Here is a 12935-nt window from a genome sequence, read left to right as displayed (position 1 = left end):
ATGGTTTGTACTCTTACTTTATTTCTAAATTAAGAGAGAAAACTAAAATGGCGATTACTCGGTTATTCTTCTTCATTTCATTATCTAGTTTTCAAGGAACAATTTGAGCGAAAAAAATAACGAATAGTAGATTCGTTATGGTGGAGCCTAGCGGGATCGAACCGCTGACCTCCTGCGTGCAAGGCAGGCGCTCTCCCAGCTGAGCTAAGGCCCCGTTATTTGAAATGGTGGGCCTAAATGGACTCGAACCATCGACCTCACGCTTATCAGGCGTGCGCTCTAACCAGCTGAGCTATAGGCCCATATAACGGATTTGATAAACAAAAAGCGTTGCTTCTCGTTTCTCAAATGATTATTTTATTTTCATAGAGAAAGCATTATTCTCTCAAAACTGAACGAACAAGAAACGTCTTATTTAAGAAGTATGAAATACTTCTATATATCCTTAGAAAGGAGGTGATCCAGCCGCACCTTCCGATACGGCTACCTTGTTACGACTTCACCCCAATCATCTGTCCCACCTTAGGCGGCTGGCTCCTTACGGTTACCCCACCGACTTCGGGTGTTACAAACTCTCGTGGTGTGACGGGCGGTGTGTACAAGGCCCGGGAACGTATTCACCGCGGCATGCTGATCCGCGATTACTAGCGATTCCGGCTTCATGCAGGCGAGTTGCAGCCTGCAATCCGAACTGAGAATGGTTTTATGGGATTCGCTTAACCTCGCGGTCTCGCAGCCCTTTGTACCATCCATTGTAGCACGTGTGTAGCCCAGGTCATAAGGGGCATGATGATTTGACGTCATCCCCACCTTCCTCCGGTTTGTCACCGGCAGTCACCTTAGAGTGCCCAACTGAATGCTGGCAACTAAGATCAAGGGTTGCGCTCGTTGCGGGACTTAACCCAACATCTCACGACACGAGCTGACGACAACCATGCACCACCTGTCACTCTGTCCCCCGAAGGGGAACGCCCTATCTCTAGGGTTGGCAGAGGATGTCAAGACCTGGTAAGGTTCTTCGCGTTGCTTCGAATTAAACCACATGCTCCACCGCTTGTGCGGGCCCCCGTCAATTCCTTTGAGTTTCAGCCTTGCGGCCGTACTCCCCAGGCGGAGTGCTTAATGCGTTAGCTGCAGCACTAAGGGGCGGAAACCCCCTAACACTTAGCACTCATCGTTTACGGCGTGGACTACCAGGGTATCTAATCCTGTTCGCTCCCCACGCTTTCGCGCCTCAGTGTCAGTTACAGACCAGAAAGTCGCCTTCGCCACTGGTGTTCCTCCACATCTCTACGCATTTCACCGCTACACGTGGAATTCCACTTTCCTCTTCTGCACTCAAGTTCCCCAGTTTCCAATGACCCTCCACGGTTGAGCCGTGGGCTTTCACATCAGACTTAAGGAACCACCTGCGCGCGCTTTACGCCCAATAATTCCGGACAACGCTTGCCACCTACGTATTACCGCGGCTGCTGGCACGTAGTTAGCCGTGGCTTTCTGGTTAGGTACCGTCAAGGTACCGCCCTATTCGAACGGTACTTGTTCTTCCCTAACAACAGAGTTTTACGATCCGAAAACCTTCATCACTCACGCGGCGTTGCTCCGTCAGACTTTCGTCCATTGCGGAAGATTCCCTACTGCTGCCTCCCGTAGGAGTCTGGGCCGTGTCTCAGTCCCAGTGTGGCCGATCACCCTCTCAGGTCGGCTACGCATCGTTGCCTTGGTGAGCCGTTACCTCACCAACTAGCTAATGCGCCGCGGGCCCATCTGTAAGTGATAGCCGAAGCCATCTTTCAGCTTTCCTACATGTGTAGAAAAGAATTATCCGGTATTAGCTCCGGTTTCCCGAAGTTATCCCAGTCTTACAGGCAGGTTGCCCACGTGTTACTCACCCGTCCGCCGCTAACTTGCGAGAGCAAGCTCTCACAAGTCCGCTCGACTTGCATGTATTAGGCACGCCGCCAGCGTTCGTCCTGAGCCAGGATCAAACTCTCCAATAAAGAGTAAGATTAGCTCTTAAAAATGTCTTATAAAAAGACTTTGAATTAACGTTGACGTTTTTGTTCGTTCAGTTTTCAAAGAACAATGTTTCTATCAATATCATCGCTCAGAAGCGACTTTATCAATATATCATTTTTACATATACAATGTCAACACTTTTTTAAAAGAATTCTTTATTAAAGAATATCATTTTCTCTTGCTGACTTGAATAAGTATATCAGGATAGTATTATTTTTTCAAGTGTTTTTTTAAAAAGGATTCGTATCGCCTCATAAAAAATAAAAGACCGTATATTAACGGTCTCAGAGTGTAGCGAAATTATAATTTAATACTTTTATTTCAATACTTCATCAATATATAGTTGGCGATTTTTTTCTAAATGAAGGATTTCCTCTGTATTTTTAATTTTCACAAGAGGCCTAGTTGGTGATTTCTCTTCAATAAAAAGAATTTCTGCAATTTGCCCATTAGAAAGCTTTACACTGCTCCCTATTGAGAAAGTCATGAAGCCAGATCCTATTGCATTCATTGCTGCAATATCATATTTTCCAAACATATCTTGTAGCATCATTTCTAGTACTTTGAATGGAGATTGCTTTCCTCGGTAAAGCCTATTGCTGCTCATGGCGTGAAATGTATCAGCTACGGCAATAATTTTTGCGAAGGTATTTATTTTACTGCTTTGTTCTCCAAAGGGATACCCGCTTCCGTCTAATCTTTCATGATGCTGAAATATAGCTAACTTTATACTTTCCCTTAAACTGGATATATTTTGAACCATTTTATAGCTATAAGCTGGATGTTTTTTAATCTCATCAAATTCCTGTAAAGTTAATGTAGAATTTTTGTACAGAATCGATGGTTTTACTTTTGCCATTCCTGCATCTGAAAGGCATCCTCCGAGAGCTAGCTGGACTATATCTCCTTTACTAAACTTTAATTTTCTTCCAATAAAAGCACTTATCAGCCCGACAGCGACTGAATGCTGAAATAAATATTCTTCATTTGTAGATAAATGGTGTAAATAGAATAGGTCAGATGGATAGGATTCTGATTTCTCAATTAGGGGAATCAGAATATTTCTGATTTTGGAAATATCAATAGGCAAACCGGATTGCCAATTTTTAAATTCTTTTTTATATTTTTGAACTCCAATAAGAAACATATCTTTTAATTCCACTTCTTGCTCGGGTGCTGTTTCTATTGTTTTATTTTTTCCTTCGTCCAATGGTTCTATTGGTATAAAAGGTTTACCATTGACCATTAAGCTTTCAACTGCTACAGAATCAATAAGAAATGCCTTTAATAATTCTATTGATTCATTCGTTAGTACCGTTTTTTTGTCAATAATCGGACGAATTGTTAAGCTGAATACATCCTCAGATAAAATACATCCTTCTTGCAATTCTTTTACTCGTACTTGCACAGTTTTCCACCCCAAATGTCATGAGTCCTTAAACCCATTCTACCCCATTTCGTAAAAAAAGAGGAACACAAATTTTGTGTCCCTCTAATTATTATTCTTGTTCTTCCTCGTTTTCAGCATCTACAGGAAGTGATTCAGCGTTTTCTATTGGTTTTGTTAACTCTTCTTCAGGTTTATCTTCTTCTTTTTCAACCTTCGCCACAGTGGCTACAAACTCGTTTATATTTTCATCTAAACGAATAAGTCTTACACCTTGTGTGTTACGTCCCATTGTGGAAATATCGTTGACAGCCATACGAATAAGGACCCCGCCTGTTGTAATGAGCATCAGGTCTTCGTCTCCAGTTACAGCTCTCATTGATACAATATTTCCATTTTTCTCGGTAATATTACATGTTTTAATCCCTTTTCCGCCTCGTCCTTGAATGCGGTATTCTTCGGATGGAGTCCGTTTCCCATAACCATTTTTCGTAACGATTAATATTTGGGAATTCTCTTCTAATACTTCCATTCCTACTACTTCATCGCCCTCGCTCAAATTAATTCCCTTCACACCAGTCGCTGTACGTCCCATAGAACGAACATCCACTTCTGGGAATCTAATGAGAAGACCATTGCTTGTTCCGATAATAATCTCTTTATTTCCATCTGTTAGACGGACAGAAATCAATTCATCATCTTCTTTTAGATTTAAAGCAATTAATCCATTGTTTCTAATATTAGCAAATGAAGTAAGAGGAGATCGCTTAGAAATACCTTGCTTCGTTGTAAAGAATAAGAACCAATCGTCTACAAATTCCGCAATTGGAATAATGGCGTTAACCCATTCATCCTTCTCAATTCCGCCTAGCAGGTTAATAATCGGAATCCCTTTTGCCGTTCGGCTAAATTCTGGGATTTCGTACCCCTTAGAACGGTAAACTTTTCCTTTATTCGTGAAGAATAGAATTGTATCATGAGTAGATGTTGTCATTAAGTGCTCAACAAAGTCATCCTCATTTGTTCCCATACCTTGAATCCCGCGGCCTCCGCGTTTTTGAGCTCGGTAAGTGGATACTGGTAGACGCTTAATATAGCCTTTATGTGTTAAAGTAATGACAATATTTTCTTGAGGAATCAAGTCTTCATCTTCAATTTGTTCAATTCCTCCCGCAACAATTTCAGTGCGGCGCTCATCATTAAATCTTTCTTTAATTTCAAGTAATTCTTCACGGATAATTTCAAGTACTTTTTCCTCATCCGCTAAAATTGCTTTAAGTTCTGCAATTAATTTCACTAAGTTTGCATATTCTTCTTCAATTTTTTCTCGTTCTAATCCTGTTAAGCGTTGAAGACGCATATCTAGAATCGCTTGTGCTTGCTTTTCTGAAAGGTCAAACTTAGTTATGAGACCCTCTCTGGCAATATCCGCTGTCTGGGAACTGCGAATAAGAGCAATTACTTCGTCTAAATGATCAAGAGCAACCCGTAAGCCCTCTAAAATATGAGCCCGAGCTTCCGCTTTTCTTAGTTCAAATTCTGTCCTGCGGCGGATAACCACCTTCTGATGGTTAAGATAATGAGCCAAGCATTGCTTTAAGTTTAATACCTTTGGCTCACCATCTACTAACGCCAGCATATTAATCCCAAAGCTCGTTTGCATCGCTGTTTGTTTATAAAGATTGTTCAGTAGAACACTAGCATTAGCATCTTTTCGAACTTCAATGACAATTCTCATACCATCACGATCTGATTCATCGCGCAGATCGGATATGCCATCAATTTTCTTTTCGCGAACGAGTTCCGCAATTCTTTCAATCAATTTCGCTTTATTTACTTGGTAAGGAATTTCATTAACAATAATAGTTTCTCTACCATTTGCTTTTTGTACTATCTCTACTTTTGCTCTTATAGTGATAGAGCCTTTTCCAGTTTCATAAGCTTTACGAATACCGCTTCTTCCTAGAATCATACCTGCCGTTGGAAAATCTGGTCCAGGAATAATATCCATTAGCTCTGGGATGGTAATATCAGGATCCTTACTTACCGCTAAAACCCCATCAATCACTTCTCCTAATTGATGTGGCGGGATATTTGTTGCCATTCCGACCGCTATTCCAGATGTACCATTTACTAATAGATTAGGGAATCTTGCAGGCATAACTACTGGTTCTTTTTCTTCGCCATCATAGTTATCTTGAAAGTCAATGGTATCTTTATTAATATCTCTTAAGAGTTCCATTGAAATTTTCGACATACGTGCTTCTGTATAACGCATTGCAGCTGCAGAATCACCATCAACAGAACCAAAGTTCCCATGTCCATCTACAAGCATGTAACGGTAGTTAAAATCTTGGGCCATCCGCACCATTGTTTCATATACTGCTGAGTCACCATGAGGATGATATTTCCCAATTACATCACCAACGATACGTGCTGATTTTTTATAAGGCTTATCAGAATGCATCCCAAGATCATGCATCGCATATAAAATACGTCGATGCACCGGCTTTAAACCGTCACGTACATCAGGAAGAGCACGTGAAACAATGACACTCATAGCATAATCAAGGAAAGATGAACGCATTTCCTGACTAATATTTATTTCTTTTATTTGGGGCTTTGGAGTTTCAGCCATTTAAAGAACCTCCCTTAATAAGTGAAACTTCCTTCAGTTCATTTTTTATTCATGTACACGAATCTTAGAAAACCAGGATTTATCCTGGTTTTACTAAAAAGATAAAAAAGCATAACTTTTCTCGAGTTAGAGAAATGTCTAGCTCCAGCTCCTACCCCGACGTACAGGACGCACTAGTGTCGACAATGCGACAAGGACGTCGCGTTTTTGTCGACCTCGAGGTCATAAGCCAGTCCGCCAAGAAGGTTAAAGAACAACCTTCCTGTCGACCTGTCTTATGCTTGTCGGGGGTGAGCACTACGGAAAGCTCCATAGAGTAATCATCGCAGTAACAATCTGTACTTTGATTGTTCCGAAGGCACTTGCGCTTTTCTTATATATCTAAATTCTTTACATACAAGGCATTTTCTTCAATAAACTGACGGCGGGGCTCTACTTTATCCCCCATTAGAATTTCAAAAGTTTCATCCGCTTCAATTGCATCTTCTAGACTTACTTGCAGCAGGGTTCTTGTTTCTGGATCCATTGTTGTCTCCCAAAGCTGTCCTGCATTCATTTCTCCCAATCCTTTATAGCGTTGTATATTCGGCTTAGGTTGACTTGATAAATTTGCAAGAATTTCTTCAAGCTGTGAATTATTATAGGCATACTCAATTTTTTTACCCTGTTGTACTTTATATAGAGGTGGCTGTGCAATATATACATAACCAGCCTCGATGATTTGTCTCATATAACGGTAAAAGAATGTTAATAATAGAGTACGTATATGTGCTCCATCGACATCCGCATCCGTCATAATAACAATTTTATGGTATCTAGCTTTTGAAATATCGAAATCATCACCAATGCCTGTACCAGCAGCTGTGATCATGGCACGAACTTCATTATTTGAAAGAATTTTATCAAGCCGGGCCTTCTCAACATTCAAGATTTTTCCCCTTAATGGGAGTATCGCTTGGAAGTGGCGATCTCGACCTTGCTTAGCAGATCCACCGGCAGAGTCACCCTCAACAATAAATAATTCTGAAATAGAAGCATCCTTTGAAGAACAGTCTGATAATTTCCCTGGCAGACTTGAAACTTCAAGCGCACTTTTTCTTCTAGTTAGTTCTCTCGCTTTTTTGGCAGCATCTCTTGCCCTTGCAGCCATTAGTCCTTTTTCGACAATTTTGCGAGCTGTCGCCGGATTTTCTAGAAGGAATTTTTCTAATGCTTCTGAGAAAACTGTATCAGTAATAGCTCTTGCTTCCGAATTTCCTAGCTTTGTTTTGGTTTGCCCTTCGAATTGAGGATCAGGATGCTTGACCGAAATAATCGCCGTCAATCCTTCTCGAACATCCTCACCAGACAAATTAGCATCATTATCTTTAAATATACCGTTTTTACGGGCATAATCATTAATGACCCTTGTTAAGGCAGTTTTGAAGCCGACTTCATGGGTTCCGCCCTCATAGGTATTAATATTATTGGCAAAGGAATAAATATTGCTTGTATAGCCATCATTGTACTGAATAGATACTTCAACATTAATTCCTTCCCGCTCACCCTCAATATAAATCGGTTCTTCGTGAAGGACTTCTTTTGAACGATTCAAATGCTCAACGTATGACTTTATTCCGCCCTCATACATGTATTCAAGTTTTTTATTTTCTTCTCGTTTATCCTCAATTGTAATTTTGAGTCCACGATTTAAGAAGGCTAATTCTCGAATTCTATTTGCTAACGTTTCAAACTCATATACAGTTGTTTCTGTAAAAATTTCTGGATCTGGCTTGAAATGAATCGTGGATCCTGTGTGATCGGTCTCGCCGACAATCTTTAGGTCCTCACATACAGCCCCGCGTTCAAATTTAATATAGTGAATATGTCCATCACGATGAACATAAACTTCTAATTCTGTAGAGAGTGCATTTACAACTGATGCCCCTACACCATGCAAACCACCAGAAACTTTGTATCCGCCACCGCCGAATTTTCCTCCAGCATGGAGAACAGTCATGATAACTTCTACCGCTGGGCGACCCATTTTTTCCTGAATACCTACAGGAATTCCACGTCCGTTATCAACTACGGTAATACTATTATCTTTCTCGATGCTCACATTAATTTCCGTACAATACCCGGCTAATGCTTCGTCAATACTATTGTCTACAATTTCCCATACTAGATGGTGAAGACCTTTCCCACTTGTAGAGCCAATATACATTCCAGGACGTTTTCTTACTGCTTCAAGACCCTCTAGAACCTGTATCTGATTTGCATCATAGGACTGTTCCTGCACAGCTTTTTGCTCCATTGACACATCGATCACCTACACTTTCATATGCATTACTTCAATCTCAATAATTTATAAAAAAGCTTGGCATGCTTGTCTTCTTGTAACGCCAAACTGTTGTCTTTTAATATTCATGTATAACTGATTTATTGGAACGCTTTTTTAATGTACCTGAAGCCAATGGGGAAAAATAGATTTCCTTTGTGGTAATAACCACTGATTTATATGACCCTTTCGAGAGGTTTATGATAGTGTGCTTTTGACGTTCTAAAAACTCTTCTATCGTTTTAGAAGAGCTGACACTTTGTTTATCAATAATGGCAATAATATCTTTGGACTGAACTAAAATATCTTCTCCAACATGGATGTACAAAGGCTCACCTCATTGAATCTTTATCATGCTTCCGGCTTCCACCTTAAAAGTAGCAGCTTCCTTTAATGTTTGATGATCAATTCCATCAACACTTGTCGTTGTGACGAAGGTTTGTACCTTCCCTTGGATTGTATTTAGCAGATGAGATTGTCTGTAATCATCAAGCTCAGATAGAACATCATCTAGAAGAAGAAGTGGATATTCGCCAATTTCTGCATGAATGAGTTCTATTTCAGCTAGCTTAACAGATAAAGCGGTTGTTCTTTGCTGCCCTTGAGACCCAAAGGTTTGCACATCACGCCCGTTAACATAAAAGAGTAAATCGTCTCGATGTGGTCCGAACATCGTTACACCGCGTTCTATCTCTCTATTCTTTACTTTACCAAATTTATCCTCATATACATTTATCATTTTCGACAAATCTTGATCTTCTGATACATCAGCGGAAGGCTTGTACTCGATTTTCAATAATTCTAGTCCCCTTGATATTCCCTCATGAATCGGTTTTGCCCAATTTTCTAGCAGTTTAAGGAATTCAAAGCGCTTTGATATGATTTTTACCGCACACTGTATATATTGCTCTGTCAATATTTCAAGCATCGTATGGTCTGTCTGCTTTTTCATTTGCAGCTGCTTTAAATAGTGATTGCGCTGCTGAAGAATTTTTTGATATTGGCTTATATCATGCAAATAAACAGGAGATACTTGCCCAATTTCCATATCAATAAAACGTCGCCTCACTTGAGGGCTGCCTTTAACGAGATGAAGATCCTCTGGTGCAAACATGACAACATTCATATTTCCAACATATTGGCTTAATTTTTGCTGCTCAATATGATTGCATTTTGCCTTTTTCCCCTTTTTAGAGATCACTAATTGCATAGGCAATGATCCGCTTATCTTTCGGACCCTACCTTCTATTTTAGCATACTCTTCGTCCCAGCGAATAAGATCTTTATCATTTGAGGTTCTATGCGACTTTGCCATGGCTAAAACATAGATTGATTCCATGACATTTGTTTTCCCTTGTGCATTTTCTCCTAAAATCACATTCACCTTATTTTCGAAGGTTACCTCTAGCTCATTATAATTACGATAATTTTTTAATAGCAAATGCTCTATATGCATGGACGCTACATCCTTTTAAAAATAACTCTGTACTTTCTTTAAACAATAACAAACAAACCAAAGCCTGGAATATTTATTTGATCTCCTGTCCGGAGCTTTCTTCCTCTTCTTTGGTCTTGCTCACCATTTATAAATACTTCATATTCGCTTAAAAACCATTTAGCCATTCCGCCTGACTGAATAACATCTGCAGCCTTAAGTAATTGACCTAATGTAATATACTCAGTGTCTATATTAATTTCTGTCATATTGTCACTCTTTCTGATTGTTTGAAAATCAACAATTTCTAGAATGGGATCTAAAACTTTATTTTACTAAATAATTTGCAAATATACAAAGAAAAGCTTTAACACTACTCAATGTTAAAGCTAGATCTTAAAAAAAATGAAGGGGTTGTCCCATAAAGTGCCTAACACCTTTGCTTTTGGAACAACCCCTTCCTCTGCCCTAAATTTCTAATACGTTCTTACTGGCAATATGAGCTGGAGAATGGAATTATCATTGATGGGGCGAATAACAAATGGTCTCATCGCACCTGTGAAACTTATTTTAATTTCAGATCCTTCCAGTGTTTTTAGAGCGTCTATCATGAATTTAGCACTGAAGGATATCTTTAGCTCTTCTCCTTCAATTGATTGACTTTGCAGTTCTTCAACAACATGTCCGATTTCTGGTGTATTTGAGGATATTTCAATCACTTCATCTTCATTTGTTGTAAATTTAACTACATTGTTTCTTCCTTCCCTAGCCAATAAAGAAGCACGGTCAATTGCATGTAAAAAATCCTTTGTGTTCACGACAACATCTGTTTTGCTTTCCGTTGGAATAAGTCTTGATGTATCAGGATAATTTCCTTCTAGTAATCTAGAGAAAAATAAAAGGTGTTTTGCTTTAAATAAAACTTGATTTTCAGTAATTACGATTTCAACTAATTCATTCGTATCATCTAAAATTTTACTTAATTCGTTTAAGCTTTTTCCTGGGATAACCACATTATAGTGCTCAGCAATTTCTGTCTCAATGCGCGCTTTTCTTAAAGCTAAGCGATGGCTATCTGTTGCAATACAGGTTAATTCACCATTTTCCACACGCCAGTTTACACCTGTCAAGATGGGGCGTGTTTCTGAGGTGGACACTGAAAAAACAGTTTGACGAATCATAGCTTTTAAAAGATCTGTAGGAATTTTTATAATATTTTCTTCTGTTATTTGTGGTAACAGAGGATACTCTTCAGCATCTAGACCGTTCAATTTGAATTCAGATTTACCTGAACGGATGACTGTTTGCAATTGATTTTCAACATGAATTTCAACAGAGTCAGTTGGCAGCTTTTTCACAATTTCACTAAAAAACTTCGCTTGGAGTACAATCGAACCAGTTTGTTTAATTTCTGCAATTTCATCTCCAGCTTCTTCTTTTGGAATAAATGATTCTATCGAAATATCAGAATCGCTCCCTGTTAATGTTACTCCCTCAGATGTCGCTACAATTTTGATACCAGTTAATATCGGAATAGTTGTACGGCTCGTTACTGCCTTCATTACATCCTGAACGCTTTGAACTAAACGATCCCGTTGGATTATAAATCTCATTTTTTAATCCTCCGTTTTGAGCATTTTTTATATATTTTTTAGTATATATTTTTCTTTTAAAAATACTAGAAGTACTAGTAGGGCTTGTTAATATGTGGATAACTCTATTTTCGAAAGGAAATACAGCCTATCCACATGTGGACAGACTGTGTGTAAACTTTATGATGTTATGCACACTATACTTTTAGTACGTCATGAATTTCTTTAATCTGTTTTTGGAAATGAGTATCTGTTTGCATTAATTTTGATATTTTTTCATGTGCATGAATAACCGTGGTATGGTCTCTTCCCCCAAACTCTTCTCCAATCTTTGGCAAAGAAAAATCTGTAAGCTCTCTTGATAAATACATGGCGATTTGCCGTGGAAAAGCAACTGATTTTGTTCTTTTCTTCGCTTTAAAATCCTCTAATTTAACATGATAGTGTTCTCCGACAACGCGCTGGATATCTAGAATGGTGATCACCTTAGGTTTTGAGCTTGGGATAATGTCTTTAAGGGCTTCAGCTGCTAAATCGGCATTGATATCTTTATTAATTAAGGATGAATACGCAACAACGCGAATAAGGGCTCCTTCTAATTCACGGATATTGGAATCAATTTGATTAGCGATGTAAAGCATTACTTCATTTGGGATATCCAATCCTTCAGCCTTCGCTTTTTTGCGGAGAATAGCGATTCTTGTTTCGAGATCAGGTGGTGTTATATCAGTAATGAGGCCCCATTCAAATCTTGAACGAAGTCTATCTTCAAGTGTCGGAATTTCCTTTGGCGGACGATCACTTGAAATGATAATTTGCTTGCTTTCCTCATGTAAAGTATTAAAAGTATGGAAAAATTCCTCTTGCGTTGATTCTTTTCCGGCCAAGAACTGAATATCATCAATAAGAAGTACATCCACTTTTCGATATTTATTGCGAAAATCGACTGCCTTATTGTCACGAATTGAATTAATAAATTCATTTGTAAATTTTTCTGATGATAAATAAACTACTTTAGCTGATGGATTATGATCTAAAACATAGTGGCCAATAGCATGCATAAGGTGAGTTTTCCCGAGACCCACGCCTCCATAAATAAATAATGGATTATATGCTTTGGCTGGTGCCTCAGCTACAGCTAGTGATGCAGCATGAGCAAAGCGGTTTCCTGAACCAATGACAAACGTATCAAAAGTATATTTTGGATTAAGCATGTTTAAAGGCAATTCAGGATGCTCTTCCTCTTTGTCCAGCTTTTTTGGCGGATTTGAGAGATTTAATCCTTCTTCACTTTGATTTTGAGGAATAATAAATTTTACTCCTAATTCTTCTCCAGTAATGTCGTAGAGAATTCCAGAGATCAGTTGGGAATAACGTTCTTCTAGCCAGTCACGAGCAAACTCATTTGGCGCTGTGATCACTAAGCTGTCACTTTGAAGAGAGTGTGCTTTTGTCGACTTCAGCCATGTTTCATAACTTGGTTTGCTTATTTTCATTTCGATGCTGGCAAGAGCTGTATTCCAAAGATCCGCAATGTTCTCCAA

8 protein-coding genes, 2 tRNA genes and 1 rRNA gene are annotated in these 12935 nt (G+C 39.1%); all 11 read right to left on the bottom strand.

Annotation, left to right across the window (positions count from 1 at the left end; all coding sequences use genetic code 11):
* Positions 1-138: 138 nt before the first annotated feature.
* The 11 genes from FSZ17_RS00055 to dnaA all read right to left on the bottom strand — a co-directional run bounded on the left by FSZ17_RS00055 (position 139) and on the right by dnaA (position 12935).
* A tRNA-Ala gene (locus tag FSZ17_RS00055) sits at positions 139-214 on the bottom strand.
* An 11-nt stretch (positions 215-225) separates the two neighbouring features.
* Positions 226-302, bottom strand: a tRNA-Ile gene (locus tag FSZ17_RS00050).
* 147 nt (positions 303-449) lie between these two features.
* Positions 450-2000, bottom strand: a 16S ribosomal RNA gene (locus FSZ17_RS00045).
* 335 nt (positions 2001-2335) lie between these two features.
* Positions 2336-3427, bottom strand: a complete 1092-nt coding sequence (locus FSZ17_RS00040; protein ID WP_057772365.1) for an HD-GYP domain-containing protein — start codon at positions 3425-3427, stop codon at positions 2336-2338.
* Positions 3428-3518: 91 nt separating this feature from the next.
* Positions 3519-6044, bottom strand: coding sequence for a DNA gyrase subunit A (gyrA, locus tag FSZ17_RS00035; protein WP_057772367.1), 2526 nt, complete (start codon positions 6042-6044; stop codon positions 3519-3521).
* A gap of 373 nt (positions 6045-6417) precedes the next feature.
* On the bottom strand, positions 6418-8340 hold the full coding sequence (gyrB, locus tag FSZ17_RS00030; protein WP_057772369.1) for a DNA topoisomerase (ATP-hydrolyzing) subunit B: 1923 nt from the start codon (positions 8338-8340) through the stop codon (positions 6418-6420).
* Positions 8341-8443: 103 nt separating this feature from the next.
* Positions 8444-8692, bottom strand: a complete 249-nt coding sequence (remB, locus tag FSZ17_RS00025) for an extracellular matrix regulator RemB (RefSeq protein ID WP_057772372.1) — start codon at positions 8690-8692, stop codon at positions 8444-8446.
* A 9-nt stretch (positions 8693-8701) separates the two neighbouring features.
* Entirely contained in the window at positions 8702-9820 is a 1119-nt protein-coding gene (gene recF, locus FSZ17_RS00020; RefSeq protein ID WP_057772374.1) for a DNA replication/repair protein RecF, read from the bottom strand.
* Between the two features lie 38 nt (positions 9821-9858).
* Positions 9859-10068, bottom strand: a complete 210-nt coding sequence (yaaA, locus tag FSZ17_RS00015) for a S4 domain-containing protein YaaA (protein WP_057772376.1) — start codon at positions 10066-10068, stop codon at positions 9859-9861.
* 207 nt (positions 10069-10275) lie between these two features.
* Positions 10276-11412 carry a DNA polymerase III subunit beta gene (gene dnaN / locus FSZ17_RS00010; RefSeq protein WP_057772378.1) on the bottom strand — a complete coding sequence of 379 codons (1137 nt, stop codon included), beginning with the start codon at positions 11410-11412 and terminating at the stop codon, positions 10276-10278.
* A gap of 176 nt (positions 11413-11588) precedes the next feature.
* On the bottom strand, positions 11589-12935 hold the full coding sequence (gene dnaA / locus FSZ17_RS00005) for a chromosomal replication initiator protein DnaA (RefSeq protein ID WP_057772380.1): 1347 nt from the start codon (positions 12933-12935) through the stop codon (positions 11589-11591).

The organism is Cytobacillus dafuensis (assembly GCF_007995155.1).
In the GTDB taxonomy this organism is placed as follows: domain Bacteria; phylum Bacillota; class Bacilli; order Bacillales; family Cytobacillaceae; genus Cytobacillus; species Cytobacillus dafuensis.
The sequence above is the reverse complement of the archived record's forward strand: the minus strand, read 5'-3'. Positions and strand labels throughout refer to the sequence as shown.

What these genes read in the sequence shown, in the direction of transcription:
- gyrA (WP_057772367.1), bottom strand. Translation starts at nt 6,044, where the DNA reads ATGGCTGAAACTCCAAAGCCCCAAATAAAAGAAATAAATATTAGTCAG.
- gyrB (WP_057772369.1), bottom strand. Translation starts at nt 8,340, where the DNA reads ATGGAGCAAAAAGCTGTGCAGGAACAGTCCTATGATGCAAATCAGATA.
- recF (WP_057772374.1), bottom strand. Translation starts at nt 9,820, where the DNA reads ATGCATATAGAGCATTTGCTATTAAAAAATTATCGTAATTATAATGAG.
- yaaA (WP_057772376.1), bottom strand. Translation starts at nt 10,068, where the DNA reads ATGACAGAAATTAATATAGACACTGAGTATATTACATTAGGTCAATTA.
- dnaN (WP_057772378.1), bottom strand. Translation starts at nt 11,412, where the DNA reads ATGAGATTTATAATCCAACGGGATCGTTTAGTTCAAAGCGTTCAGGAT.